Source organism: Micromonospora sp. DT4 (genome assembly GCF_049841675.1).
Classification (GTDB): Bacteria; Actinomycetota; Actinomycetes; order Mycobacteriales; family Micromonosporaceae; genus Micromonospora.
In genome coordinates this window covers 15,773-42,296 of sequence record NZ_JBNCKT010000003.1, presented here as the reverse complement: position 1 = coordinate 42,296, position 26,524 = coordinate 15,773, and the positions used below count along the sequence as shown (strand labels likewise).

Here is a 26,524-nt window from a genome sequence, read left to right as displayed (position 1 = left end):
CCAGAGATGCCCCCCGCCTCAGCGGGTCTGGACGGCATCCCCGCCGGTCACGCCCCGGATGGTGAACCGGACCACGAACCGGCCAGCACGGGTCAGGTTGAGCCCGGCGGGAACGCCGAGCACGGCCGCACGATCCTGCTGACCCCGGCCTCGCAGATCCGGATGCGCCCCGTGGCGTGGACGTGGACCAACCGCATTCCCTCCGGCGCGCTGACCGTCATTCCCGGCCGGGAGGGCATCGGCAAGTCCCTCACCCTGGCGTGGCTCACCGCGCAGGTCACCCGAGGTGTTCTGCCGGGCCGGCACCACGGCACGCCGCGCCCGGTCATCTACGCGGCCACGGAGGATTCGTGGTCGCAGACCATCGGCCCCCGCCTGTACGCGGCCGGCGCGGACATGAACATGGTGTACCGGGTCGACGTACAGCACGACGGCGGCTTCGACTCCCTCACCCTGCCCCGCGACTGCACCGCGCTCGGTCGGGAGATCACCCGTCTCGGTGTGGCACTGCTGGCCGCCGATCCGCTGCTGTCGCTGATCCACGCCGGGATCGACACCCACCGCGACCGCGACCTACGCACCGCCCTTGAACCGCTGGTCAACATGGCCGACCGCACCGGCTGCGCGGTAGTTGGCCTGGCGCACTTCAACAAGTCAGCCAGCCCGGACGCCCTGAACCTGATCACCGGGTCACGGGCATTCTCCGCTGTCGCCCGGGCCGTGATCGCCATCGCCCGCGACGACGACGCCGGAGACGGCTCGTGCGTCATGAGCCAAGCGAAGAACAACCTCGGCCCGCTGGACCTGCCGTCCCTGCGCTACGTCGTGGAGTCGGTGGAGATCCCCACCGACGAGGGACCGGCCTACGTCGGGAAGCTGACCATCACCGGCGAGTCCGACCGGTCGGTCGCAGACATTCTCGGCGACGGGGCCGGCGACGGAGACACCCGCAGCGAGCGCGACGGGGCCGCAGCGTGGCTCAAAGACTTCCTGATCGCCCAGGGCGGCGAGGCGGCATGGGCCGACGTGCGCAAAGCGGCCCGCGCCGAGGGCATCGCCGAGCGAACCATCCAACGCGCCCGCACCCGCGCCGGGGTCACCGTCGAGCGGCACGGCTTCCCCTCGACCACCGTGTGGTGCCTCAACCCCGGCCACGGAACGTCACCAGTGACGCCAGTCGCGCCACAGTCGCGCCAGTCGCGCCAGCTTCCGGAACGTGGCGCGACTGGCGCGACTGGCCCCGAAGTGGCGTCACTGCCGATCCCCGATCACGGACCGTCACCCCACTAGTCGCGGCCAGGTGTCAGCGCTGTCAACGCCTGTCAACACCCGGCGCTGACAGCGCCACACCGGCCCCGACCAGCACAAACACCACCGATCACGAGGGAGTGTCAACGTGTCAGCGCCACCACCACCCCCGCCGACCGCCCTCGGCGGCCAGGTCACCGGAAATCGGCCCGCTCAGAGCCACACAGACACATCCACCCATGGCCTAAGCCCGACCCGGCCCGGATCGCGCGCCTACGGCCCTCTCAGCGGCCCGCCCTACGCCCTTCTGCCGAACTGCCTTAACGCCCATCTACTAGGGACGGACGGGCCGAAACCGGCCGGCACCGGGCCGCACAGCGGACGTGACGCAACCCCGCCGACAGAACTGACACAACCGCCACAACCACCATCGCCGCGAGGTTCTGTCAGTTCTGACAGTTCTGTCCGGCATGCTCGCCGCCGGGTCGCGGCCCACCCGCGACCGGTCGCGCCGACGCGACCCACCCCGCGACCGGCCCAGCCAGCACCAACACCCCGAGGTCGCGGGTCGCGGCCACCACCACCGCAACCCAAAAACCGGCCACCAACGGCACCCACCGGGCGGCCCGGCCGCAACCGCGACCGGTAGCAACCCGCACCGAGGTAGAGCGCGCTCTACCCGAACCGCTACCACCCCGCCGTGACCGAAAACGACCACCACCGACCACCCACCACGACCCCGCCGCGATGTAGCGGCCAGCCTCTACCAGGTAGCGGCAACGCTACCTCTGCCTCTACCGGTCTGAGCAGCACAGACAGCAAAAGGTAGCGGGTAGCGGCACCCACTCCTCAACCCCGAAAACCCGCCGTAGAGCCCTTCACCGACCCCCAGCAGCCGCTACCGCTACCCCGGAGGACACCGACGTGAACACCGTCATCCCCTTCCCGCAGCGACCGAATCCGACCACCCACGCCGATGCGGGGGGCACCTCCACCGGCCGCACCGCGCCCGTCGTCAGCGCCGTCTACACCGTCGCCGAAACCGCCGAGATCCTGCGGCTCTCGCTCGGCTCCACCTACGCCCTCGTTCGCTCCGGCGAGATCCCCGCGCTCAAGCTCGGCGGACGGTGGGTCATCCCGCGCGGTCGGCTCCACCGCTGGCTCGACGAACTGCCCACCGCCAGCGTCGAAGACGTCGAGAAGGAGCTAGCCGCGATCGAGCGTCGGGAGCAACGCGAGCAGCGCCACCGCAACGGCGCGTAACCGCCAACGGGCCGCGATGCATCGCGGGCAGGACCGCGATGCATCGCGGGCAGGACCGCGATGCATCGCGGGTCCGCGATGCCCCGCCCTCGCCCCCCTGAGCTGGCACCTAGCGGCCTCGCGGCACCCACCGCCCCAACCCCCGAAAACCGCCCCAGCGGCACCTTCGACCAGGGGCCAGAGATGGCCGCGATGGAGCGTCGGGAGCAACGCGAGCAGCACCACCGCAACGGCGCGTAACCGCCAACGTGCTGCTAGGTCTAGCACCACCACCCGCTAGACCTAGCGGCACCGCTAGCGGCAAATCCTCGGCACGACCAGGCACCTAGCGCCTAGCGGCACCATCGGCCAGAACCGCTGAACCCCTCCGCAGCGGCTCCACGATGTGGGTTCAGCAGCGCTAGGCCACCCGCCCGACCGCCCGGCCAGGCACACGCTCCGTCACCAACCGGGCAGCGACACCCGACCTAGCAGAGCTGCAATCGATAGCACCCCGCCCTGCTAGCGATAGCAGCTCTGCTAGCAGCCGATCGCCAACACCACCAGCGCGATAGCAGATAGCAGCCCACCAGCACCGACACCCGAAACCCCGCCAGAACGCGAAACACCACCCCCGCAAGCCCTGCTAGCACGGCCGACCACCGGCCGCGCCACAGGTAACCCACCGTCACCGACACAAGGAGATCCACAACCGTGGGACACATCATCAAGACACCCGCCGGCACGTTCCGCGCCAACTGGCGCGACCCATCCGGCAATCAGCGCGCGAAGACCTTCCGCACGCGCAAGGAGGCCGCCGCGTACCTCGCGGCCACCGAGACGACCGTCAGTCAGGGCACCTACGTCGATCCCGCAGCGGGGAAGGTCCGGTTCAGTACGTACGCAGAGCGGTGGTTGGCGTCGCGGTCGGTGGAGACGACAACGCTCGCCGGCTGGACCTCGCGTCTCCGGGCACGACTGCTGCCACAGTGGGGCACCTGGCCGGTCGGACGGATCAATCACCTGGCCGTTCAGGAGTGGGTAACGCGGATAGGCCGGGAGCTGTCGCCGGCAACCGTCGCCTCGTGCCACTCGCTACTGTCGTCCATCCTCGCGTCAGCGGTACGCGGCAGGCTGATCGCGTTCAACCCGTGCGAGGGAGTGCGGCTACCAGCACAGCGCAAGCGCGCGGGAGGGCTTGTCCCGCTCACGCTCGACCAGGTAACGGAACTGCTGTTGCCGAGCGTCCCGGACTGGCACCGGCCGGTGGTCGCGGCGGCTGCTGGCGCTGGCCTGCGATGGGGTGAGTGCCTCGGGCTGCGGTGGGCCGATATCGACCTGCCGAACGACGACAACCAGGACGCGACGCTGACCGTGCGGCGAGTAGTGATCGAGGTCAACGGACACGCGGCGGACAAGCCGTACCCGAAAACGGCGCAGAGCCGGCGCGTCGTCCCGGTGCCGCCGTTCCTGCGGGCCGAGCTGGTGCGGCACCGGGAACGGACGGACCCCGGCGAGGCAGACCGGGTGTTCACCAACCAGGCAGGCGACCCGATGCTCCGCAGCAACTTTCGGCGCCAGGTCTGGCGACCGTCGCTGGTACGGGCAGGACTGCTCGGCGAGGTTACGAAGACCGGCCCGCACCGCTTCCGGGCCACCTGGCGCGACCGGGAGAGCGTCGAGTGGTCGGCGGAGTTCACCACGCAGCGGGAGGCGGCGGTGCACGTCGCAGTCAGGGCGGCAGGTGGGCTGCGTTTTCACGACCTGCGGCACGGATACGCCACGTACCTGATCTCAAGCGGGGTGCCGGTCAACGTCGTACAGGCAGTCATGGGCCACGAACAGGCATCCACGACGCTCAATCGCTACACGCACACACCAGCCGACTTCCACCGACTCATCCGAGGTGCTTTCGCGGACCCCGCTGACGATCCGCTGACGAAAAAAGGCGAGCGTCGATCAGATGACCCGGGATCAGGAGGGAAAGATGCCCGGTGACCTGCACCGGAGCTAGGTGGAGCCCACGGGACTCGAACCCGTAACCCCTGCCTTGCAAAGGCAGTGCTCTGCCAGTTGAGCTAGGGCCCCGTGAAAGGCGACGGCGACCGGCTCACCGCCGGCCCGACGTCAGCGCAGATCGGGCGCGGTGGTCGCCTCGTGCCACAGGGCACGCTCGTCGTTGGCGGCCTTGACCTTGTTGAAGACGACGGCAGCCACGCCGACAACGCCGGCCAGGATCAGCAGCTTCTTGAACATGGGGCTACCCCTTGCGCTCGACTACCGTCGGACGATGTGCGGTGGGGCTAGATGGAATCGAACCATCGACCTCAGAGTTATCAGCTCTGCGCTCTAACCGACTGAGCTATAGCCCCGCGTAGCGACGAGCAAGATTAACCCATCCGCTGCGCCGGCCCCAAATCGGGGTCCGAGTGCGCGAGCCGGGCCGTCGCCGCCTGCAAAACCTACCCGAGTACGGGGCGCCGGAGCGACCGCATTCCGCGGTGCTCCGACGCCCCGGTCACACTCAGTCCCGCTCGGCGAGCGTCAACTCGACCCCGCCGACCAGGTCGGCGCAGACGTTGTAGACGAACGCTCCCAGCGTGGCCAGCGCGGTGAACAGCACCACGTTGACCAGGCCGATCAGCGCCGAGCTGAGGATCACACCCTTGGCGGTGATCTGGAACCCGTTGGTGCTCTGCCCCCCGCCCGCGTTGACCAGGTCGCTGAGGCTGTCGTTCACGCTCTGGAACACACCCATCGCGTCCAGCGCCAGGTAGAGCACCGACGTGGCGACCACCACGACGATGAACAGCACCACCGAGACCGCGAACGCGAACTTCATCACGGACCAGGGGTCGATCCGCTTGAGGTTCAGCCGGGCCCGGCGCGGCCCACGGGACGCCGCCGAGCTGACCGAGGTACGCGCGGCGCGTACCGCCTCACCGACGCGGGCGGCCCCGACGGCGGACGCGTTGCCGATCCCCGGCGGCAGACCGCCACCGCTCGCGGGGCGACCGCCGGCGCCCGTACGCCCCGCGTCCGGCTGGGTCATGCCCGGTGTGATCCGGGGCTGCGTGCCCGTGGTCCCGGTCGATGTCGCCTGACCGGGTCGGGTGCTGATCGGCTGCGTGGTCGTCGGCCGCGCCGGGTTCGGGGCGGCCGCCGTGGGGGCTGCCCCGGTGGACGTCGGCGCCTCCCCGGCCGACTTCTCGGCCTTGCTGTCACCCGGTCCCGCGTCCTCGCCGGACTGCTCCGGCGGGGGTGTCATGCCGGGAGCCCGGGTGAATTTCGGGGCAGGCGCGTCGGCGGGAACCGTGGCCCGGCCCACGGCCGCGCGGCCGGTCGCTGGTGTGCCGCCCTTGGCGGCCTCCTCGTCGACCGGGTTGGCCGAGGTCCCCGTGTTCCCCGACTTCGCCTGTGTCTCCGTCATTCAACTAGTCCTGTTCGTCAGGCTCGTCGGCATTGCGAGCAATCGCCACGATAGTCACGCCGTCCGGGAGGTCCATCAGCTTGACCCCCATTGTGTTCCGGTCACGCGTACGGCGTACAGGCTTCACCGGAGTCCGGATGACACCACCGTTGCTGGTGATCGCGAACAACTCGTCGTCTGGGTCGATCACCACCGCACCAACTAGACCACCGCGCCGTTCGGTGATCTTCGCAGTCAGCACGCCCTTACCTCCCCGGCCCTGCACCGGGTATTCCTCGATCGGGGTACGTTTCGCGTATCCGCCGTTCGTGGCCACCAGGACGTCCAGACCCTCCCGAACGACCTCCATGGCGAGCAGGACGTCGTCGTCCGTGAAGCGCATGCCGATCACGCCCGAGGTGGCACGGCCCATCGGGCGCAGCGCCTCGTCCGAGGCGTTGAACCGGATCGCCTGCGCCTTCTTCGAGACCAGCAGCAGGTCGTTCTCCGGCGCCACCAGAGCAGCACCGACCAGCTCGTCCTCATCGCGCAGGTTGATCGCGATGATGCCGCCGGAACGGTTGGAGTCGAACTCCTCGAGCCGCGTCTTCTTCACCAGGCCGTTCTTCGTGGCCAGTACCAGATAGGGGGCTACCTGGTAGTCCGGGATTTCAATGATCTGCGCGATCTGCTCGTCCGGTTGGAAGGCGAGCAGATTGGCCACGTGTTGGCCCTTGGCTACCCTACTGGCTTCCGGCAACTCGTACGCCTTGGCCCGGTACACCCGGCCCTTGTTCGTGAAGAACAGGATCCAGTCGTGGGTCGAGCATACGAAGAAGTGGCTGACGATGTCGTCCTGCCGCAGCGTGGCGCCACTGACGCCCTTACCGCCCCGCCGCTGCGACCGGTACAGGTCGACCTTGGTCCGCTTGGCGTACCCCGTCCGGGTGATCGTGACGACCACGTCCTCCCGGGCGATGAGGTCCTCCATGGAGACCTCGCCGTCGAACGGAATGATCTGCGTCCGCCGGTCGTCGCCCCACTTGGCGATGATCTCACCCAGCTCCTCCGAGACGATCTTCCGCTGCCGCTCCGGCTTGGCGAGGATGTCCTTGAGGTCGGCGATCTCGAGCTCGAGTTTGGCCAGGTCGTCCACGATCCGCTGCCGCTCCAACGCGGCGAGACGGCGCAGCTGCATGTCGAGGATCGCGGTCGCCTGGATCTCGTCGATCTCCAATAGCCGGATCAGGCCCTGCCGGGCGTCGTCCACCGTTGGTGAACGCCGGATCAGCGCGATGACCTCGTCCAGCGCGTCCAGTGCCTTGCCCAGACCGCGCAGGATGTGCGCCCGCTCCTCGGCCTTGCGCAGCCGGAACGCGGTCCGCCGGCGGATCACGTCGATCTGGTGCTCGACGTAGTAGCGGATGAACTGCGCCAGGTTGAGCGTGCGCGGCACCCCGTCGACCAGGGCCAGCATGTTGGCGCCGAACGTCTCCTGGAGCTGGGTGTGCTTGTAGAGGTTGTTGAGCACCACCTTGGCGACCGCGTCGCGCTTGAGCACCAGCACGATCCGCATACCGGTACGGCCGGAGGACTCGTCACGGATGTCGGCGATCCCGGCGAGCTTGCCCTCCTTGATCAGCTCGGCGATCCGCTCGGCGAGGTTGTCCGGGTTGACCTGGTAGGGAAGCTCGCTGACGACCAGGCAGGGACGACCCCGCTTGTCCTCCTCGACCTCCACCACGGCCCGCATCCGGATCGAACCACGACCCGTGCGGTACGCGTCCTGGATCGCCGTCGTACCGACGATCAGACCGTAGGTCGGGAAGTCCGGGCCCTTGACGATGCCGAGCAGGGCCTCGAGGGTGGTCTCCTCGTCCTCCTCCGGGTGCTCCAGGCACCACTGCACCGCCGCGCCGATCTCCCGCAGGTTGTGCGGGGGGATCTTGGTGGCCATGCCGACCGCGATGCCCTCGGAGCCGTTCACCAGCAGGTTGGGGATCCGCGACGGCAGGATCGTGGGCTCCTTGGCCCGGCCGTCGTAGTTGTCCTGGAGGTCGACGGTGTCCTCGTCGATGTCCCGCAGCATCTCCATCGCCAGCGGGTCGAGCTTGCACTCGGTGTTGTGGCTGACGAACCCGTCCGAGACGAACGAGTGGTCGTCGGTGTCGACCCGGACGCTGTAGACCGGCTGCACACCGGCGTCCGTGATCTGCGCCACCTCGGCGTAGTAGAAACGCCCGTCGACCAACGGCTCGACCACGTCGAGCACCTCGGCGTTGGTGATCCGGGCCGCGATCTCGTCGCGGTCCCGCTCCCACCGCTCGACGCGGTCCACATTGTGCCGGCGCAGCCAGTCCCGCTCCGTCCAGCGCGTTGCGCCGTGCTCGCGGATGAAGTCGCCGACCAGCGGAACCTGGTCGCTGGAGAGCGCCGTGCTGCTCACCGGCACCTGGGCCAGCTCGGCCTCCAACTTGGCCTGCTTACGGCCGAGGAAGCCGACGTGCGCGGCGAAGATCCGGGCGTCGCGCCGGTTGGTCACCACGACCTTGATTTCGCCGTTGTCGTAGCGGGCCTGCCGGCTGATCACGCCGAACTCCAGCAGCAACTGCTGGACCTCGGCCGCCAGCCGCTCGCTGCGGGTCGAGTACGAGATCTGCATGGTGTCGCGCGGCAGCAGCGACGACGAGCCGTCACCCTCGTACAGCGCTTGGAGGAACGCCCGCTTGACCGCAGCCGGCCCCTGCCACACGAACTCGGGAACGAACTTCTCAGCGCTGCGCGCGCCCATCAGGTCGCCGAGGAGGCTCGTCCGCAGTGCGGAGAGGTCCTGCACGTCGAGTTCGTGCAGCGTGCTCCCGGAGGCGATGACCCGCTCGCTGACGTAGCGAGGCCCACCCACGGCGAGGTCGTAGGCCGCGAGGACGCGGACGAAGAAATCCCGGTCGACGTTGTTGAACCCGGCCCGGCCCGGAGAGACCCACCCCTCGCTGACGAAGGCACCGGCGAGAACGGCGGCCTCGATGTGCTCCAGCATCGGGTAGCCGATCTCGTCCGGCACGCTGCGCTGGAGAACGACCCGGTCGCCGGAGGAGATCTCGGCGAGCAGCTTCCACAGCAGGGTCGGCACGCCGGCCACGTCCACCAGGCAGAGCACCGGGTGGTTGTGGGTGCCGGTCAGCTCGTACCCCTCGCGGGTGCGCAGCCGCAGCGTCGGGTGCTCGCCGGAGTGGAAGAACTTCGAGGCGCGGACCAGGTCGCCGTTGCGGTCGCGGACCTTGAGGTCGATGTCGGTCTCGCTGGACGGCGCGGCGTCGGCCACCACATCCGCGATCCGCACGCTGCCCTCGGCGGTGCGAATCCGGACATTTGCCGTAACACAGTACCTCATGGCCGCAGCCGGATCGTTACCGGGCGAGCCGAAGTTGCCGTTGCCGTCGACCAGCGGGTAGCGCAGCGACCAGGGCTGCGCCATCCGGACGAGTGCGTCGTAGATCGCCGAGTCGCCGTGCGGGTGGAACTGACCCATCACGTCACCGACGACGCGGGAGCACTTCACGTAGCCACGGTCCGGGCGGTAGCCGGAGTCGAACATGGCGTAGAGGATCTTGCGGTGGACCGGCTTGAGCCCGTCCCGGACGTCCGGCAGCGCGCGCCCGACGATGACGCTCATCGCGTAGTCGAGGTAGGAGCGCTGCATCTCCACCTCGAGCCCGACCGGTTCGATCCGGTCGTGCGCGACCACCGCGGCGACGGCCTCGGCGGGGACCTCGGGCTCGTTCGGTGTGGACTCGGGGGAATCGGTCACTGTATACCCTTATCAGAGTCAGAGTCGTTTTCGTGCTGTGGATAACGGCTGTGGATACCGGCCAAGCTGTGGATAACCCTGTGGACCGGCGGGCCAGCCGGGTCCTGCCCGGCTGGCCCGCCGACGTCCGTCAGATGTCCAGGAACCGCACGTCCTTGGCGTTGCGCTGAATGAACGACCGGCGCGCCTCTACGTCCTCACCCATCAGGACGCTGAACAACTCATCTGCGGTTGCAGCGTCGTCGAGCGTGACCTGACGCAGGGTGCGGGTCGCCGGGTTCATCGTGGTCTCCCACAGCTCGGGATAGTTCATCTCGCCGAGGCCCTTGAACCGCTGGATGTCGTCCGGCTTGGCGTTGGCCTTCTTCTGCTGGCGCAGGGCGATCAGCCCGTCCCGCTCGCGGTCGGAGTAGGCGTACTGCGCGTCGTCGCCCTTCTTGTTCCACTTGATCTTGTAGAGCGGAGGGGCGGCCAGGTAGACGTGCCCCAGCTCGACCAGCGGACGCATGAAGCGGAACAGCAGGGTGAGCAGCAGCGTCTGGATGTGCTGGCCGTCGACGTCCGCGTCGGCCATGAGCACGATCTTGTGGTACCGCAGCTTCTCGATGTCGAAGTCGTCGTGGATGCCGGTGCCCAGCGCGGTGATCAGCGCCTGAACCTCGTTGTTCTTGAGGACCCGGTCGATCCGGGCCTTCTCCACGTTGAGGATCTTGCCGCGGATCGGCAGGATCGCCTGGGTCCGCGGGTCGCGGCCCTGCTTGGCCGAGCCGCCCGCCGAGTCACCCTCGACGATGAACACCTCGGACTCACGCGGGTCGGTGGACTGGCAGTCGGCCAGCTTGCCCGGCATCGAGCCGGACTCCAGCAGCGACTTGCGCCGGGCCAACTTGCGCGCCTGCTGCGCGGCGATCCGGGCACGGGCCGCCTGGGACGCCTTCGTGATGATCATCTTGGCCTCGGCCGGGTTGCGGTCGAACCAGTCGACCAGCCACTCGTTGCAGACCCGCTGCACGAAGCTCTTCACCGGGGTGTTGCCGAGCTTGGTCTTGGTCTGGCCCTCGAACTGCGGGTTGGCCAGCTTGACCGAGATGATCGCGGCGAGCCCTTCCCGGATGTCCTCACCGGAGAGCTTCTCGTCGCCCTTGAGCAGCTTCTTGTCGGTGCCGTACCGGTTCACCACGCTGGTCAGCGCGGACCGGAAGCCCTCCTCGTGGGTGCCGCCCTCGTGCGTGTTGATCGTGTTGGCGAAGGTGTAGACCGACTCGCCGTACGACTCGTTCCACTGCATGGCGATCTCGACCGACATGCCCTCCTCCTCGGCGCCGAACTCGACCACGGTCTTGTGGATCGGGTTCTTCGACGCGTTGAGGTGCCGGACGAAGTCGGAGATGCCGCCCTCGTAGAAGAAGGTCACCTCACGCTGCCGGCCGTCCTCCTCCTCGGACACGCGCTCGTCGAGCAGGTGGATCCGCAGCGCGCGGTTGAGGAAGGCCATCTCCTGGAGGCGCCGGTAGATGGTCTGGAAGTCGAAGTCGACGGTCTCGAAGACGTCGGGGTCGGGCCAGAAGGAGACCGCCGAGCCGGTGCTTTCGGTGGTCTCGCCCTTCTCCAGCGGGCCAGGCTTGGAGTTCGTGTACTGCTGCCGCCACACGGAGCCGGACTTGTGGATCTCCACCGCCATCCGGGTGGAGAGGGCGTTGACGACGGAGACGCCGACGCCGTGCAGACCGCCGGAGACCGCGTACGCCTTGCCGTCGAACTTGCCACCCGCGTGCAGCACGGTCAGTGCGACCTCGACACCCGGCTTCTTGAGCTTGGGGTGCAGGTCGACGGGGAAACCCCGGCCGTTGTCGGTGACCCGGACGCCGCCGTCGGCGAGCAGCACCACGTCGATGGTGTCGCAGTATCCGGCCAGCGCCTCGTCCACCGCGTTGTCGACGACCTCCCAGACGAGGTGGTGAAGACCACGCTCGCCGGTGGACCCGATGTACATACCGGGCCGCTTGCGGACCGCCTCCAGCCCCTCAAGAACGGTGATCGACTCTGCGCCGTACTCCTGCTTGTCCTGCGCTGCCACCCTCGGCCACTTTCTCGCGTCGTCGGCACCGGTGGGGCGCGTCGGGCGCGGGTTCGGCGGGACAGGACGCGACGTCGGCGCGCGGACCGGTGCCGGAGACCGAGACCTCCGGACAACGGGTCGAACGCGCCGGTCGCCGCGGTTGGCCCGCGGATCGCGATCGGCTCGACCCGGAGTGGAGAATGACCTGGGGCCACCGGCCCCGTCCCTCGCCCCGCACCGGGTCTTCGTCTCGCTGTCAATCCTACTGTGCGCGGAGGACAGAACCACCACTCGGCGCCCTCAACGAGGCGGCTGAGATGTCCGTAGCCGGCAGAACCCCGTCACCCGCGACTCCCCCCACACGCCAGGCCCTGTTCGGACGCGCCGCCCCCGGACGGGTTGACCCGCGCTCGGGCGGGTCGGGGGTCGCGGTCGGATCGTCCGTGCCGTACGTTTGCGGCGCCCCGGAAGCGGCCTTGATCTTTACCGGCCGGAACCGGGACGATCGACTTGATCGACCCGACAAGTGCTCTTTAAGAGGTGACAGATGGGGCTGGACAACGTCGCGGTGCACTGGCCGCGGACCGGCCGCTTCTACGATCCGGTGGCGCCGGCCGAGTTCGTCGACTTCGGCGAGATCGTCGACCTGCCGCGGATCTCCGCGCCGACGGCGGCGCTGGCCGAGCTGATCGCGAAGACCGGCACCGTCCGGGCGACCGCGTACACCGAGCTGGTGGATCTCCTGCTCGGCCTCGAAGGTGTGTTGTACGCCACAGACGCCGCAGCCGAGGACGAGGACCCGGTGATCGACCCGGACGGCTGTGCCTGGATCGCCGGCGGCATCGAGCGGTTCGTGGCCGGCCACCGGGAGTACGGCGAGACGGTCACCTTCGACTCGGTGAGCACGGTGCTGCGGGCGCTGCTGGGCGACGGCCGGCTCGCGGAGCAGCAGCTGCGCTGGCTGGACACCCGCCTCGACGCACTGCGCGACGAGAGCGGCGATCCGCCACAGTGGAACTTCACCTGTGCGGAGCTGGGCGTGCTGGCGGCGTTCTACCGGCGCTGCGCCGAGCGCGGGTTCGCCGTCTACGCCGACGCCTGAGCCCCCGGGCCGTCCGCTGAGACCCCAGGTCCGCCGACCCCGGAGGCCGACGGCGTCCAGGGCGCGGTGCAGGGCGGTTCGACGGCTGCCCGTGAGGCGTGGAAACGCGACCTGGCAGAGCGCAAGCGCTACACGCAGGAGCAGCGCGAGCGCAAGCGGGCGGCCCGGGAGGCCGACCGGCGGCGCTGAGGAGCCGGCTCAGCCGTAGGTGTCGCGCGGCCCCCGACCGCGTACCCGGCGTGGGCCCTTCTGCCAGGACGGCGCGGCCGGGCCGTGGATGTGCAGCTTGCGCACCACGTTGTGGCCGACCTCCTGGGCGATCTGCTTGAGCAGCGAGCCGGCGAGCAGCCGTAGCTGGGTGGCCCAGGCCGTCGAGCGCGCCTCCACGGTCAGCTCGCCGTCCTCGAGCTTGACCGGACGGCTGTGCTGGGCGACCTCCGCGCCGACCACCCGCTCCCACGCGCCGAACACGGTGGCCTCGGCGGCGGGCTGCTGCCAGCCCCGCGCCTTCACCAGACGGTTCAGCACCGCTCCGAGGGGCTGCGGGTCGCGCGGGTCGGGCCCGGGGCCGGAGTAGCCACGCAGCCGCCGTCCCGAGCCACCGGCACCGTCGGTCCCAGGGCCACCGCCCGGGGTACGCCGGGTGCGCGCTGCCGTCTGCCGGCGGGACAGCGCGGCGTCGAGCACCGCCCGGGCCAGCTCCGGTCCGCTGGGGGCCTCCGGCTGCTCGCCGGTCGCCCCGGCCGGTGGAGTACGCGCAGCAGCGGCGTCACCGGCCTGCCGGCCGCTACCGGTCGTGTTGGCGCCTGCGCTCCGCCCGGTTGGCTCATCCGACACGGCGTACCGTCCCCTCGCCGACCTGGTAGCGGGTGCCCCGCAGCGCGGCCGGGACGTCGTCGTCCACTGCGCAGGTGACCAGCAGTTGACTCGCCCCACCGACCAGTTCCGCCAGCCGTTCCCGACGCCCGGTGTCCAGCTCGGCGAAGACGTCGTCGAGCACCAGGACGGGTTCGATGCCGTCGGCGCGCAGCAGGTCGTACCCGGCCAACCGCAGCGCCAGCGCGAACGACCAGGATTCGCCATGGCTCGCGTACCCCTTGGCGGGCAGCGGCCCGAGCGACAGGGCCAGCTCGTCGCGGTGCGGGCCGACGAGGGTGGTGCCCCGCTCGATCTCGGCGGAGCGGGAGGCGGCGAGCCCGGTCGTCAGTGCCTCGACCAGCGTGGCCCGGTCGGTGGTCGGCTCGGGCAGGTCGACCGACGGCCGGTAGACGATACCGGCCGCGCCCCGGCCGGCGGCCACCGCGTCGTACGCCTTCTCGACGTGCGGGGTGAGCGCGGCGACCAACTCCAGCCGGCCGGCGAGCAGTTCCGCGCCGTGCTGGGCCAGGTGGGTGTCCCAGACGGCGAGGGTGCCGAGATCACCACCGCGGGAGCCGCCGGTCTTGCGGGCGAAGTACGCGGTGCGCAGCAGGGCATTGCGCTGCTTGACCACCCGTTCGTAGTCGGCGCGTACACCCGCGTAGCGGGGCTGTCGGTTGACCAGGAGGTCGTCGAGGTAGCGGCGACGTTCGGCCGGGTCACCGCGGACCAGTTCCAGGTCCTCCGGAGCGAACAGCACCAACCGCAGCGCGCCGAGCACGTCCCGCGCCCGTCGGGCGGGGGAACGGCCCAGCCGGGCGCGGTTGGCCCGACCCGGCACGATCTCCAACTCGACGAGGAGTTCCCGCCCGTCGTGCACGACCGCGCAGCGGATCACCGCCGAGGAGGCGCCCATCCGGACCAGCGGCGCGTCCGTGGCGACCCGGTGCGAGTCCAGGGTCGCCACGTAACCCAGCGCCTCGACGAGGTTGGTCTTGCCGACGCCGTTGGCGCCGATCAGGACGTTCGCCCCCGGCTGGAGGTCGACGGCGACCCGCTCGTACGAGCGGAAGTCGACCAGTTCCAGCCGGTGAACGTACACAGGGCGTGGATGCCGCTCAGCGCTTGTGGACGGCGTGGCCGCCGAACTGCTGGCGCAGCGCGGAGACGGCCTTCATGGCGGGCGAGTCGTCCTGTCGGGAGGCGAACCGGGCGAACAGGGAGGCGGTGATGACGTTCAGCGGTACGCCGAGCCGGACCGCCTCGTCGACCGTCCAGCGCCCCTCGCCGGTGTCCTCGGTGTAGCCGCTCAGCTCGGCCAGCTCCGGGTCCTCGTCGAGAGCCCGGTCCAGCAGGTCGAGCAGCCAGGAGCGGACGACGGTGCCCTCACGCCAGGACTTGAACACGCCGGGGACGTTGGTCACCAGCTCGGAGGCGGTCAGCAGCTCGTAGCCCTCGGCGTAGGCGTGCATGAGGCCGTACTCGATGCCGTTGTGCACCATCTTCGAGTAGTGCCCGGCGCCGACGGGGCCCGCGTGCACAAAGCCGAACTCACCCTCCGGCTTGAGCGCCTGGAAGATCGGCATGAGCCGGTCGACGTGCTCCTGGGCGCCGCCGACCATCAGCCCGTAGCCGTTCTGCCGGCCCCAGACGCCCCCGGAGACGCCGACGTCCACGTAGCCGATACCGCGCTCGTTCAGCCGCTCGGCGCGGGGCGCGTCGTCGCTGAAGCGGGAGTTGCCCCCGTCGATGATGATGTCGCCGTCCCCGAGCACCTCGGCGAGCTCGTCGATGGTGGCATCGGTGACGCCGGCGGGCACCATGACCCATACGGCGCGGGGCGACTCGAGCTTCTGTGCCAGCTCGGCGAGGTTAGCCGCGTCGCTCAGCTGCGGATTGTGATCGAATCCGACCACTTCGTGGCCGGCAGCACGCAACCGCTCGCGCATGTTGCCGCCCATCCGGCCGAGTCCTACCAGGCCGAGCTGCATCTGTTCCTACCTCCGTGGATCTGGTGTTGCTGGGCCGATCAGCGAGAAACGCGGATCGGCATGATGAGGTACCGATACCCCGGAATGACCTCACCATCCTCGCCAGCGGGCGAGATCACTGCGGGCTTGAAAGCGTCGACGAACGAGAGTACGGCGGTCTGCGAACCCAGGTTTGCCAGGCCATCGATGAGGTATTGCGGGTTGAAGCCGATGGTGAGCGGGTCACCGGTGAAGGTGGCCTCCATCGCCTCGCTCGCCCGTGCCTCCTCGGAGCCTCCGGCCTCGACCACCAGCCCGTCGGCGCTGAAGCTGAGCAGTACCGGGGTGGTGCGCTCGGCCACCAGGGCGACCCGCTTGACCACCTCGGTCAGCGTGCTGACCGGCACCCGTGCCTCGGCGTTGTGGGTGGCCGGGAAGAGCGAGCGCACCGGCGGGTAGTTGGCGCCGTCGAGCAACCGGCTCGTGGTGCGGCGGGTGCCACCGGCGAGGCCGACCATGCCCTCGCCCGCCGCGCCCTGGGCGAGCGCGAGGGTGACCTCGCCGCCCAGCGGGCCGAGCGCCTTGGCGGTGTCGTTCAGGGTGCGGGCGGGCACCAGGGCGTTGATGCTGACCTCGGGGTCGTCGGGCTGCCACTGGATCTCACGCAGCGCCAGCCGGTACCGGTCGGTGGCGAGCATCGACAGCGTGTTGCCGGAGAGCTCGACGCGGACACCGGTCATCATCGGCAGCGTCTCGTCCCGGCCGGCGGCGATGGCCACCTGGGCGACCGCGGTGGCGAAGGACGCGGCGTCGACGGTGCCGGCGCTCTGTGGCATCTCGGGCAGGGCGGGGTAATCCTCCACCGGCATGGTGGGCAGGGTGAACCGCGCGCTGCCGCAGACCAACTCGAGGTGGGCGCCGACCGCGGCGATGTCGACCGGCTTGGCCGGCAGCGCCTTGGTGATCTCGGCGAGCAGGCGGCCGGAGACCAGCGCGGCGCCGTCGGCGTCACCCTGCACCTCGACGGTCACCTGACTGGAGACCTCGTAGTCGAAACCGGAGACCCGCAGGTTGCCGTCGGTGACGCGGAGCATCACCCCGGCGAGCACCGGTACGGACGGCCGGTTCGGCAGGCTCTTTGCGGTCCACGCAACGGCCTCGGCGAGCGCGTCGCGCTCCACTCGGAACTTCATCAATGCCTCCGCGTCGACGTCAGCGACAACTCTCTCATGCCGACCGCTGCCTACCGTCCCGCCCGACCGTGCGGGTGTCCATCGCACCTTAGGGCGCGGGGACATCGGCTGTGCGCCCGACCCCATGGATCGTGTCGGTGCTGACCGGCCTGTCCGGCAGCGCTCGGCCCGATCCACAGAAAGCCCAACGGTGATGATTGGTTTTTGTTCTCTTAGAAGAGATAACCCATCGTCTTCATCGCACCTGTGCAAACTGTGGATAACTCGGATCTGCGCAGCTCAGACAGGTTATCCACCGGTGAGTTGGCTGTGGATAACCGGGTGTGAAACCCGCTGGTGTGTCCACAGCCCCCCGACGATCGCCGGTTGTCCACCGTTGTCCACCGGTTGTCCACCGGTAATCCACCGACTTTCTCCCCAAGGCTGTGGACAGCCGAGAAGATCACCATTGCTGTTGTCCCCAGAACCTTCAACAGCTCGTACACAGGCTGGTGATCGTCGGTGGATAACCTGACCGTTGTCCCCAGTCGTCCACAGCGTCGTACACAGGGTTTCTCCACAGGCTGTGGGTAACCGACGCGGGACGGACCGTTGTTATCCACCGACGGTGGATAACAAGTTGTGGACAACGAGTGAGTATCGAGGTGGACACGGCAACGATCCTGTGGCCTACACCATGTCGAGGGTCAAGTCGAAGCCCTCGCCGGGCGACGAAATCGGGTGCCCTCGGCGTCGGGGTGAGCGCCATCGGCGTCGGGGTGACGCGTCGCGGGGCCCCACAAAAGAACGCCCGGCCGAGAACCGGCCGGGCGTGTCCAGGGTCGCGTGGTGACGTACCCCTCAGGTGTTCTGCTTGATCCGGTTGGTCAGCTCGGCGATCTGGTTGTACAGCGAGCGCCGCTCGGCCATCTGCTGGCGGATCTTGCGGTCCGCGTGCATCACCGTGGTGTGGTCCCGACCGCCGAAGGCCTGCCCGATGCGTGGCAGCGACAACTCGGTCAGCTCCCGGCACAGGTACATGGCCACCTGGCGGGCGTTGACCAGCACGCGCGAGCGGGACTGGCCGCGCAGGTCCTCCAGGCTCACGCCGAAGTAGTCGGCCGTGGAGACCATGATCTGATCCGCCGTGATCTCCGGACCGGCGCCGTCCGGGATGAAGTCCCGCAGCACCTCCTCGGCGAGCGACAGCTCCACGGTCGACCGCGTCAGGCTCGCGAACGCGGTCACCCGGATCAGCGCGCCCTCCAACTCCCGGATCGAGTTCGACACCCGGGAGGCGATGAACTCCAGCACGTCCGGTGGGGCGTAGAGGCGCTCCTGCGCCGCCTTCTTCTGCAGGATCGCGATCCGCGTCTCCAGGTCCGGCGGCTGGATGTCGGCCAGCAGACCCCACTCGAAACGCGTCCGCAGCCGGTCCTCCAGCGTGGCCAACTGCTTCGGCGACCGGTCGGAGGTGATCACGATCTGCTTGTTGGCGTTGTGCAGGGTGTTGAAGGTGTGGAAGAACTCCTCCTGCGTACGCTCGCGGTTCTCCAGGAACTGGATGTCGTCGATCAGCAGGATGTCGACGTCGCGGTAGCGCCGCTGGAACGCGCTGGTCTTGTCGTCCCGGAGTGAGTTGATGAAGTCGTTGGTGAACTCCTCGGTCGAGACGTACCGCACCGACCGCGCATTGCCGAGCGTCGTGGCGTAGTGCCCGATGGCGTGCAGCAGGTGCGTCTTGCCCAACCCGGAGCTGCCGTAGATGAACAGCGGGTTGTACGCCTTCGCCGGTGACTCGGCCACCGCCACGCTCGCCGCGTGGGCGAACCGGTTGGACGAGCCGATGACGAACGTCTCGAACATGTACTTCGGGTTCAGCCGGTTGCCGCCGGTGTCGGCGCCGGGCAGCCGGCGCTCGTCACGCCCGCCGGGGCGGTGCTCCATCCCGCTGCGACCCGGGCCGTTGTCCGTCGCTCCGTCCCGGGGAAGCGGGCGGATCACGTGCTGGTCCCGGGGCGACGTGGCGTCCTCGCGGTAGCGGGGCTCGTAGGGCCGGGTGTCGGGGCCGGAGGGGTCGAGGCGGGCCGCCTGCTCGTCGTACCCGCGCCGCTCGGATGCCGGCCGAGTCGATCGCATCGGCTCGACGAAGGCCGCGCTGAACAGTGCCTCCTGGCCGTCCCGGCTGGCCGGGATCAGCCCGGAGGCGTGCGCGTCGACGCCCGGCATAGGGGGTGGACCCGTCGGCGCCGACGGTACGGCGGTCTCGGGCAGGCGGTGCGCCAGCTGCTGCTCACCGATGGACTCGTCGGCCACGGCTCGTCTGGCGTACTCGTCCCCGTGCGGACCCGACGGCGGTCCCGCGACGTCGAGCGGTCCGGGCTCCGGGGTGCTGCGGTAGACGGTGCCGGACGGACGGCCGGTGGCGTCCTCGGCCACCCGCACTGTCACGGCCACCTGGATCGGCCGGCCGAGCCGGCGGGTCAGCGCCTCGGTGATCGCCGGGCGGAGCCGCGACTCGATCACATCCCGGGTGAAGGCGTCCGGTACCGAGAGCAGTGCGGTGTCCTCGACGATCGCCCGCAGCCGGGTCAGTCGGAGGTAGGCGCGTTGCTGGGCGGAGATGATCTCGTCGGCGAGCTCGTCGGTCGCCGCCAACCACACCGCGGCAAGGTCGGTCGTACCGGCCACCGTCGTGCCACCCCCTCGCCTTTGCTCCCGGCCGCCGCTGTCTGCCAGCCGGCCGTCCCGGGCCCGCCGCGTACACGGGTGGAACATCACCCACCCGGACAACTGACCAGCGCTCGTCCACAGGTTATCCACAGCCTGTGCACCGACCGATTGTGGCCGCCCGCCGGGCGCGGGACCTGCCCCTGCCTGGACGGCCGTTGAAGCGGGTTCACCGTGCCGAACGATTCACCAGCGTGTCCGGTCTTGCCTGCGCGCGACGACCGGAGCATCCGACGCTCACCGCAATCGGGCACGGTAACAGCGTTGTCCCTGCCCCATCAACCGGCGAGGCGGCAGCGACCTTGTCGGCATCAGCGAAAACCGCCCCTTCGGTCTCGGGCGCGTCCCGATCTCCCCTCGCTGTGGGTGTTTGACGGTCATTGCACCCCTGCGTAGGCTGGAGCGGCTGCTCTCTCGCCCTCTGCTAGGGTGATGGGTGCTTGCTGCCCGCGGTCGTGTCCCCGCATCGCCGGTCCCGCTCCGCAGGGCAGCACCGAACGGTGGCCATCGTCGAGGTGGCCTGGACCACCCCACGACCCCGGCGATCCCGTCGCGCGGGGCGCGTACGAAAACGGAGAGCCTGACGTGAGCAAGCGCACCTACCAGCCGAACAACCGCCGGCGCGCGAAGACCCACGGCTTCCGGCTGCGCATGCGCACCCGTGCCGGCCGTGCCATCCTCTCGAACCGCCGCGCCAAGGGTCGCGCCACCCTGTCGGCCTGAGCCGACCGGGCCGGTCCGGGGGACGTGGGCAGTCGTGCTGGCCGCCGCACAGCGACTGCGGCGCAGCACTGACTTCGCCGCAGCGGTTCGCGGTGGCCGCCGCGTCGGCCGAGGCGCCGTCGTGGTCCACCTGACCGTGCCGTCGACCACCGACCCCAGCACGACGATCTCGCCGAAGCCGGCGCGGGAGTCCGGCGCGGAGCAGCCCTCCGCCCCGGCCCGCGCCGGCTTCGTCGTATCCAAGGCCGTCGGCAACGCGGTGGTCCGCAACAAGGTCCGGCGTCGACTGCGGGCGCTGGTCCGGGAGCGGCTGGACGCGCTGCCGGTCGGCAGCACCCTTGTCGTCCGGGCACTGCCCGCCGCGGCCGAGGCGTCGTACGCCCGGCTCACCACCGACCTGGACGCCGCCATCGCGGTTGCCTGGTCCCCACGGGAGAGGCGGGCCCGGTGAGCACCGACCCGACCGCCACGCGTCCGACGTCAACCGCTGCCAGGGTGCTGATCGCGCCCATCATCGCGTACCGTCGGTGGATAAGTCCGGCACTGCCGGCCCGCTGTCGGTTCTACCCGTCGTGCAGTGCGTACGCCCAGGAGGCCCTCGTGCGGCACGGCGCGCTCCGGGGAGCCGCGCTGGCGGTTCGCCGGTTGCTGCGCTGCCACCCCTTTCACCCTGGTGGACATGACCCGGTTCCGGAGCCGGGCGTTCGCCGTCGTGTCGATGTGACTGGAGCCCCGAATTGAGTCTGAGTCTCGACTGGATCTACTACGCGATTTCGTGGATCCTGCTGACCTGGCACTCTGCCTGGGACGCCATCGGGGTGCCGGTCGGCGCGGTGATCGGCACGAACTTCGCCTGGATCCTGTCCATCATCTTCCTGGTGGTCACCGTCCGGGTGATCCTGTTCCCGGTCTTCGTCAAGCAGATCAAGTCGCAGCGGGCTATGCAGGCGTTGCAGCCCAAGGTCAAGGAGCTGCAGGAGAAGCACAAGGGTGACCGGGAGACGCTCCAGAAGGAGATGATGGAGCTCTATCGGAAGGAAAAGGCCAACCCGCTCATGGGCTGCCTTCCGATGTTCCTCCAGATTCCTGTCTTTCTCGGCCTCTTCCACGTGCTGCGCCGGCTTGACCCGTTCAAGCCCGAGGGCAAGAAGACGATCTACGGCTGGACCGTCGACCAGTTCAACAGCGCCTCTCACGCGAAGCTCTTCACGGCCCCGCTCGCCGGCAAGTTCGGCTCCACCGCCGACGAACTGGCGCGGCTCAACGCCAACGGCAACACCACGAAGATCATTGCTGGTGTCCTGGTCCTGGTGATGATCGCCACCACGTATTTGACCAGCCGTCAGATGATCCTCAAGACCGGCTGGGCGGAGGACCCGCAGCAGCGGATGATCCAGCGGCTGATGCTCTACGGCATCCCGGCCTCGCTGCTGATCTCCGGCGCGATCTTCCCGATCGGTGTGATCATCTACTGGGTCACGAACAACCTCTTCACCCTCGGGCAGCAGCAGTGGGTGCTGCGCAAGTTCCCGCCGCCGGTGACCGCCAAGAAGGCCGCCGCCCCCGCCGCCACTCGCAGCCCGGTGCAGCCCGCCAAGTCGGGCGGCCTGTTCGGTCGCGGCAAGGCCGCCCCGGCGGCCCCGGTCAAGGCGGCCGCGCCGAAGGTGGCCGGCCCGAAGCCGGGCGCCAAGCCCGCCAACCCGAAGAAGAGCCGCCCGGCCAAGCGGCAGGGCTGACCCCCGGCGGCCGTCGTCGGACAACCGGCGACGGCCCAACCCCGCACCGAGCAGCCGCCGTACGGCCGGCGCCGGGCGGAACCGACCGCGTGCGGCGCGGTCACGGGCGACACTGCCCGTACAGACGTGCCCGTGGGCACCGGCGACCTCCCGCCGGCCCCGCGAAACCAGCGGACCCGACGGTCCGGCCGAGCGAGTACGGAGATGAGACCGTGACCGAGACCAGCATCCCGCGCGCCGAGCAGTCCCTGGACGAGGAGGAGACCGCGACGCTCGCGGTGGACGACGACGACACCGAGACCGACGACGACACCGAGGCCGACGGCGACGACACCGAGGCCATGGCCGGTGGTCGTGAGAAGAAGAGCGCGGGCGAGAGCGACCTGTTCCGGCAGAGCGAGATCGCGGCCGACTACGTCGAGGGACTGCTCGACATCCTCGACTACGACGGGGACATCGACGAGCTCGTGGCCGGTGGACGCCCCGTCGTCGAGGTGGTCGGTGCCAGCCTCCAGGACCTCGTGGGCCAGCGCGGTGCCACCCTGGAGGCGCTCCAGGAGCTGACCCGGCTCGCCGTCTTCCGGCAGACCGGTACGCCGAGTCGCCTGCTGCTCGACGTCGGTGGCTACCGGGCGAACCGCCGCAAGGAACTCGCCGCCCTCGCCAAGAACGCCGTCGAGAAGGTGAAGGAGTACGGCGAGCCCGTGCGCCTGGAGGCGATGAACGCGTTCGAGCGTAAGTGCGTCCACGACGTGGTCAACGCCATGGCCGGCGTGGCGAGCGAGTCGGAGGGCGTCGAGCCGAACCGTCGCATCGTCGTACGGCCGGCGGACTGACTCCGTTGACCCACGACGACACCACGGCTGATGCCGTTACCGGCCCGGGCGGTACGCCGTCCGGGCCGTCCCCTGTCCGGCGTGACGACCCGGCGGGGCACGAGGCGGCCAACGGCAGCCCTCCAACCGTGGGTACCTCGACCAACGGCACGCCGTCGCCGCCCGATGTCGCGCTGCCGCCCGAGCTGGCGCCGGCCGCGCTGACCCTCTTCGGTGATCGGCTCGACGTGGCCGCCGCGTACGCCGAACTGCTGGCCACCGACGGGGTGGTCCGAGGTCTGATCGGCCCGCGCGAGGCACCCCGGATCTGGGACCGTCACCTCCTCAACTGCGCTGCGGTGGTCGAGCGCATTCCGAGCGGCGCGAGCGTGCTCGACGTGGGCTCCGGCGCCGGTCTACCCGGTCTCGTGCTGGCCATCGCGCGCCCCGACCTGACGGTCACGCTGATCGAGCCGCTCGCTCGACGGACGTCGTTCCTCATCGAGGTCGTGGAGCGGCTCGGTCTGACCCGATCGGTACGGGTGTTCCGTGGTCGGGCCGACGAGGCTGCCAGCGGATCGAGTGGCCGGGAACCGATCAGCGGTGACGTGGTGACCGCCCGCGCGGTCGCACCGCTGGACCGGCTGGCGACTTGGTGCCTGCCCCTCGCGGTACGCGGTGGGCGACTACTGGCTCTCAAGGGATCGTCCGCCGCCGCCGAGATCGAGGAGCACGCCGACACCGTGGCGCGGCTTGGCGGCGGGGATACGGCCGTGCACCTCTGCGGTGTCGGTGTGATCGACCCGCCCACGACGGTGGTGGAGATCGTCCGGGAGCGGATGGTCGGCCCGGCTCGGTCGGCGGCGACCAAGCGATCCCGCAGTGGGCGCGCACGGCGCCGCTGAGGACTGCGCCATCGGGCGTCCCGGCCGACGGGTTGCCTCGTTGTATCGGTACGGATGGACGAGGGAATGAGAACCCGACGTGGACCGGCCGCGCCCGTCCGCCGTAGGCTGACCGCGCGTCGATAATGTGGAGCGGCCGACGGACGTCGCGGACTCCGACCGCTCCCGAGGGGCCGTACGCTCCGGGGTGCGAGCGCGGGTGTGGCCAAGTTGACCGGGGCGCGGACCGACCATCCGAAGCGGGCAGGGATGACAGGTGCATGACGACGGCAGGTACGACGATCCACGCGTGACCGGGTCAACCGGCGACCCTGTTTCACGTGAAACCGACTACCCGAACTGGTCGCCCGGTGCTGCCGGAGCGCCCATTCCGGCGGCCGCCGGTCCGCTCGTCTCGCAGAACGAGGCAGCGGTCCCGACCGCCGGGCCGGAGCCGACGGCTGGTCGCCGGGCGGCCGACGGCCCGAGTCGACCGGTCAAGGCCGCCGACGTACGGCAGACGCCCGGTCGACGGAACGCTGCCGCAGCGGTTCGCTTCGAGCCTGCGGTACCGCACCAGCCCACCGCTGCGGCGGCACGCGAAGCCGGGCCGGTGGTTCCAGACGTACCGGTCGCGTCGGCCGAGTCGCTGGCGGCGGTCGCGGCCGATCCCACGTACGTTTCACGTGAAACCCCGACGCGCGAAGAGGATGACCCACCGTTGGCTATGGAGGCGATGCGTGCCGTGCAGATCCTGAATCCCAGTGGCGAGGTGACCATGCCTCGACCGGACCGGACCCGGGTCATGTGCGTTGCCAACCAGAAGGGCGGCGTGGGTAAGACCACGACCACGGTCAACCTCGCGGTGGCACTCGCCCTGCACGGCAACCGGGTGCTCGTGGTCGATCTGGACCCGCAGGGCAACGCGTCGACCGGCCTCAACGTGCCCCACCACACCGGCATCCCAGACGTCTACGACTGCCTGATCAACAGCGTCCCGCTGGCCGAGGTGGCGCAGGGGGTCGAGGGAATCCCCAACCTGTGGTGCGTACCGGCCACGATCGACCTCGCCGGCGCGGAGATCGAGCTGGTGTCGGTGGTGGCCCGCGAGTCGCGTCTCGACCGCGCGATCGCCGCGTACCCGGGCCAGTTCGACTACGTCTTCATCGACTGCCCGCCCTCGCTCGGTCTGCTCACGGTCAACGCCCTGGTCGCCGCGCAGGAGGTGCTGATCCCGATCCAGTGCGAGTACTACGCGCTGGAGGGGCTTAACCAGCTGATCAACAACATCAACCTGGTGCGGCAACACCTCAACCCGAAGCTCGACGTCTCCACCATCCTGCTCACCATGTACGACCGCCGTACCCGCCTCGCAGACGCGGTCGAGCAGGACGTACGGAACCACTTCGGCGACAAGGTTCTCCAGGCGGTCATCCCCCGCAACGTGCGGGTGTCCGAGGCACCCAGCTACGGCCAGTCGGTGATGACCTACGATCCCGGTTCGCGGGGCGCCACGAGCTACTTCGAGGCCGCCCAGGAGATCGCCGAGCGGGGCGTCAAGGAGCCGGTGGGCCGGAATGCGTAGTGGGGACAAGTCACTGGGAGGCGTGGCATGAAGAACCGTCCTCGGGGCGGTCTGGGACGGGGCCTGGGAGCCCTCATCCCGACCGGGCCGGTGCCGGGTGCCGACGGCACCGTGACGGCCGAGCCGGAGAACGAGCATGGTGACGTCGACGAGGGCACGTCGGCTGCTGCCGTCCTGACGGCACCGGTGAGCGCCGCCGCCCACCAGTCGGAGCCCGTGCTCAGTCCCGTGCCGGGTGCCCGGTTCGCGGAGATCCCAGTCGACGCGATCGTGCCGAACCCGAAGCAGCCCCGCCAGGTCTTCGACGAGGAGGCGCTGGAGGAGCTGAAGACCTCGATCCGGGAGGTCGGCTTCCTACAGCCGATCGTCGTGCGCCAGCTCGACGACGAGAAGTACGAGCTGGTGATGGGCGAGCGCCGTTGGCGTGCCGCCCAGGCGGTGGGGCGGGACAACATTCCGGCGATCGTCCGGGACACCCGCGACGACGCTATGCTCCGCGACGCGCTGCTCGAGAACATCCACCGGGCAAATCTGAACCCGCTGGAGGAGGCCGCCGCGTACCAGCAGTTGCTGGAGGAGTTCGGCGCCACCCACGAGGAGCTGGCCCGCCGGATCGGCCGCAGCCGGCCACAGATCTCCAACACGATCCGGCTCCTCAACCTGCCGGCCCAGGTGCAGCGCCGGGTCGCCGCAGGCATCCTGTCCGCCGGGCACGCCCGCGCGCTGCTGAGCCTCGACGAGTCGGAGGCGCAGGAGCAGTTGGCGCTGCGGATCGTCGCCGAAGGGCTGTCGGTGCGGGCTACCGAGGAGATCGTGGCCCTGGCGCTGAACGACGGCTCGGCGAAGAGCCAGGCCGCCAAGCGGCGGACGAAGCCTCACGCACCCGCCCTGACGGATCTCGCCGACCGCCTTTCGGATCGCTTCGATACCCGGGTAAAGGTCGACATCGGCCGGAGCAAGGGCAAGATCACCATCGAGTTCGCCACGGTGGACGATCTGGAACGCATCGTCGGCATCATCGGCGTGCAGGAGGAGGGGACGCAGGACTGACCGTCCGGCCTCCACCAAGGGCCGCGTCTCTCTTCGGGAGGCGCGGCCTTTCTGTGTACGTCCCCGTTTCACGTGAAACGGGGACGCTGGAGGCGGCTCGCCAACCAGATGTCACCCGAGCGCATCCCGACTT

General features: G+C 69.6%; 22 protein-coding genes and 2 tRNA genes. 13 read left to right on the top strand and 11 right to left on the bottom strand.

Annotated features, from left to right (window positions below; translation table 11 throughout):
• The first annotated feature begins 6 nt into the window (after nt 1-6).
• From ACLQ24_RS02070 to ACLQ24_RS02060, 3 genes are all read left to right on the top strand, one after another.
• Complete coding sequence (locus ACLQ24_RS02070) at nt 7-1,290, top strand: AAA family ATPase (RefSeq protein ID WP_425888694.1); 1,284 nt, start codon at nt 7-9, stop codon at nt 1,288-1,290.
• A gap of 882 nt (nt 1,291-2,172) precedes the next feature.
• Nucleotides 2,173-2,511 (top strand): helix-turn-helix domain-containing protein, encoded by a 339-nt coding sequence (locus ACLQ24_RS02065; protein WP_425888693.1) that lies wholly within the window; start codon nt 2,173-2,175, stop codon nt 2,509-2,511.
• Nucleotides 2,512-3,204: 693 nt separating this feature from the next.
• Nucleotides 3,205-4,488, top strand: coding sequence for a tyrosine-type recombinase/integrase (locus ACLQ24_RS02060; protein WP_425888692.1), 1,284 nt, complete (start codon nt 3,205-3,207; stop codon nt 4,486-4,488).
• Nucleotides 4,489-4,505: 17 nt separating this feature from the next.
• Here ACLQ24_RS02060 and ACLQ24_RS02055 read toward each other — a convergent pair.
• The 6 genes from ACLQ24_RS02055 to gyrB all read right to left on the bottom strand — a co-directional run bounded on the left by ACLQ24_RS02055 (nt 4,506) and on the right by gyrB (nt 11,784).
• A tRNA-Ala gene (locus ACLQ24_RS02055) sits at nt 4,506-4,578 on the bottom strand.
• A gap of 39 nt (nt 4,579-4,617) precedes the next feature.
• Nucleotides 4,618-4,746, bottom strand: coding sequence for a DLW-39 family protein (locus ACLQ24_RS02050; protein WP_007453934.1), 129 nt, complete (start codon nt 4,744-4,746; stop codon nt 4,618-4,620).
• A 42-nt stretch (nt 4,747-4,788) separates the two neighbouring features.
• Nucleotides 4,789-4,862, bottom strand: a tRNA-Ile gene (locus tag ACLQ24_RS02045).
• A 152-nt stretch (nt 4,863-5,014) separates the two neighbouring features.
• Nucleotides 5,015-5,920, bottom strand: a complete 906-nt coding sequence (locus ACLQ24_RS02040) for a DUF3566 domain-containing protein (RefSeq protein ID WP_425888691.1) — start codon at nt 5,918-5,920, stop codon at nt 5,015-5,017.
• A gap of 4 nt (nt 5,921-5,924) precedes the next feature.
• Nucleotides 5,925-9,707, bottom strand: coding sequence for an intein-containing DNA gyrase subunit A (gyrA, locus tag ACLQ24_RS02035; RefSeq protein ID WP_425888690.1), 3,783 nt, complete (start codon nt 9,705-9,707; stop codon nt 5,925-5,927).
• A 130-nt stretch (nt 9,708-9,837) separates the two neighbouring features.
• Complete coding sequence (gene gyrB, locus ACLQ24_RS02030) at nt 9,838-11,784, bottom strand: DNA topoisomerase (ATP-hydrolyzing) subunit B (RefSeq protein WP_425888689.1); 1,947 nt, start codon at nt 11,782-11,784, stop codon at nt 9,838-9,840.
• 529 nt (nt 11,785-12,313) lie between these two features.
• Here gyrB and ACLQ24_RS02025 point away from each other — a divergent pair.
• Together ACLQ24_RS02025 and ACLQ24_RS02020 are read left to right on the top strand one after the other, a co-directional pair.
• The gene (locus tag ACLQ24_RS02025; protein WP_425888688.1) at nt 12,314-12,868 is read left to right on the top strand and encodes a hypothetical protein; all 555 of its coding nucleotides are present in this window, start codon (nt 12,314-12,316) and stop codon (nt 12,866-12,868) included.
• A 66-nt stretch (nt 12,869-12,934) separates the two neighbouring features.
• Nucleotides 12,935-13,057, top strand: coding sequence for a hypothetical protein (locus ACLQ24_RS02020; protein WP_425888687.1), 123 nt, complete (start codon nt 12,935-12,937; stop codon nt 13,055-13,057).
• 9 nt (nt 13,058-13,066) lie between these two features.
• On the opposite strand, the gene ACLQ24_RS02015 is transcribed toward ACLQ24_RS02020, so the two are convergent.
• The 5 genes from ACLQ24_RS02015 to dnaA all read right to left on the bottom strand — a co-directional run bounded on the left by ACLQ24_RS02015 (nt 13,067) and on the right by dnaA (nt 19,646).
• Nucleotides 13,067-13,705 carry a DUF721 domain-containing protein gene (locus ACLQ24_RS02015; protein ID WP_425888686.1) on the bottom strand — a complete coding sequence of 213 codons (639 nt, stop codon included), beginning with the start codon at nt 13,703-13,705 and terminating at the stop codon, nt 13,067-13,069.
• Nucleotides 13,695-14,828, bottom strand: a complete 1,134-nt coding sequence (gene recF / locus ACLQ24_RS02010) for a DNA replication/repair protein RecF (protein ID WP_425888685.1) — start codon at nt 14,826-14,828, stop codon at nt 13,695-13,697. Before recF ends, ACLQ24_RS02015 begins: the two co-directional genes overlap by 11 nt.
• A 16-nt stretch (nt 14,829-14,844) precedes the next feature.
• A complete protein-coding gene (gene gnd / locus ACLQ24_RS02005; RefSeq protein WP_425888684.1) occupies nt 14,845-15,717 on the bottom strand; it encodes a phosphogluconate dehydrogenase (NAD(+)-dependent, decarboxylating) in 873 nt (290 codons plus the stop codon).
• 38 nt (nt 15,718-15,755) lie between these two features.
• Nucleotides 15,756-16,889 carry a DNA polymerase III subunit beta gene (gene dnaN, locus ACLQ24_RS02000; RefSeq protein ID WP_425888683.1) on the bottom strand — a complete coding sequence of 378 codons (1,134 nt, stop codon included), beginning with the start codon at nt 16,887-16,889 and terminating at the stop codon, nt 15,756-15,758.
• A gap of 840 nt (nt 16,890-17,729) precedes the next feature.
• Nucleotides 17,730-19,646: a chromosomal replication initiator protein DnaA gene (gene dnaA / locus ACLQ24_RS01995; RefSeq protein WP_425888682.1), complete on the bottom strand. Its 1,917-nt coding sequence runs from the start codon at nt 19,644-19,646 to the stop codon at nt 17,730-17,732.
• Nucleotides 19,647-20,183: 537 nt separating this feature from the next.
• Here dnaA and rpmH point away from each other — a divergent pair.
• From rpmH to ACLQ24_RS01955, 8 genes are all read left to right on the top strand, one after another.
• On the top strand, nt 20,184-20,321 hold the full coding sequence (rpmH, locus tag ACLQ24_RS01990; protein WP_425888681.1) for a 50S ribosomal protein L34: 138 nt from the start codon (nt 20,184-20,186) through the stop codon (nt 20,319-20,321).
• Between the two features lie 34 nt (nt 20,322-20,355).
• A complete protein-coding gene (gene rnpA, locus ACLQ24_RS01985; protein WP_425888680.1) occupies nt 20,356-20,772 on the top strand; it encodes a ribonuclease P protein component in 417 nt (138 codons plus the stop codon).
• Nucleotides 20,769-21,062 carry a membrane protein insertion efficiency factor YidD gene (gene yidD, locus ACLQ24_RS01980; RefSeq protein WP_425888679.1) on the top strand — a complete coding sequence of 98 codons (294 nt, stop codon included), beginning with the start codon at nt 20,769-20,771 and terminating at the stop codon, nt 21,060-21,062. Before rnpA ends, yidD begins: the two co-directional genes overlap by 4 nt.
• A gap of 2 nt (nt 21,063-21,064) precedes the next feature.
• Nucleotides 21,065-22,057, top strand: coding sequence for a membrane protein insertase YidC (gene yidC / locus ACLQ24_RS01975; RefSeq protein WP_425888784.1), 993 nt, complete (start codon nt 21,065-21,067; stop codon nt 22,055-22,057).
• A 278-nt stretch (nt 22,058-22,335) separates the two neighbouring features.
• Nucleotides 22,336-22,893 carry a protein jag gene (locus tag ACLQ24_RS01970; protein WP_425888783.1) on the top strand — a complete coding sequence of 186 codons (558 nt, stop codon included), beginning with the start codon at nt 22,336-22,338 and terminating at the stop codon, nt 22,891-22,893.
• 128 nt (nt 22,894-23,021) lie between these two features.
• Nucleotides 23,022-23,777: a 16S rRNA (guanine(527)-N(7))-methyltransferase RsmG gene (gene rsmG / locus ACLQ24_RS01965; protein WP_425888678.1), complete on the top strand. Its 756-nt coding sequence runs from the start codon at nt 23,022-23,024 to the stop codon at nt 23,775-23,777.
• A gap of 256 nt (nt 23,778-24,033) precedes the next feature.
• Nucleotides 24,034-25,341: an AAA family ATPase gene (locus tag ACLQ24_RS01960; RefSeq protein WP_425888677.1), complete on the top strand. Its 1,308-nt coding sequence runs from the start codon at nt 24,034-24,036 to the stop codon at nt 25,339-25,341.
• 27 nt (nt 25,342-25,368) lie between these two features.
• A complete protein-coding gene (locus ACLQ24_RS01955; RefSeq protein ID WP_425888676.1) occupies nt 25,369-26,391 on the top strand; it encodes a ParB/RepB/Spo0J family partition protein in 1,023 nt (340 codons plus the stop codon).
• The last annotated feature ends 133 nt before the right edge of the window (nt 26,392-26,524 follow it).

Coding starts and splice junctions, on each gene's coding strand:
- ACLQ24_RS01955 (WP_425888676.1), top strand. CDS start 25,369: ATGAAGAACCGTCCTCGGGGCGGTCTGGGACGGGGCCTGGGAGCCCTC.
- gnd (WP_425888684.1), bottom strand. CDS start 15,717: ATGCAGCTCGGCCTGGTAGGACTCGGCCGGATGGGCGGCAACATGCGC.
- ACLQ24_RS02070 (WP_425888694.1), top strand. CDS start 7: ATGCCCCCCGCCTCAGCGGGTCTGGACGGCATCCCCGCCGGTCACGCC.
- dnaA (WP_425888682.1), bottom strand. CDS start 19,646: ATGTTCCACCCGTGTACGCGGCGGGCCCGGGACGGCCGGCTGGCAGAC.
- ACLQ24_RS02025 (WP_425888688.1), top strand. CDS start 12,314: ATGGGGCTGGACAACGTCGCGGTGCACTGGCCGCGGACCGGCCGCTTC.
- ACLQ24_RS02040 (WP_425888691.1), bottom strand. CDS start 5,920: ATGACGGAGACACAGGCGAAGTCGGGGAACACGGGGACCTCGGCCAAC.
- ACLQ24_RS02050 (WP_007453934.1), bottom strand. CDS start 4,746: ATGTTCAAGAAGCTGCTGATCCTGGCCGGCGTTGTCGGCGTGGCTGCC.
- dnaN (WP_425888683.1), bottom strand. CDS start 16,889: ATGAAGTTCCGAGTGGAGCGCGACGCGCTCGCCGAGGCCGTTGCGTGG.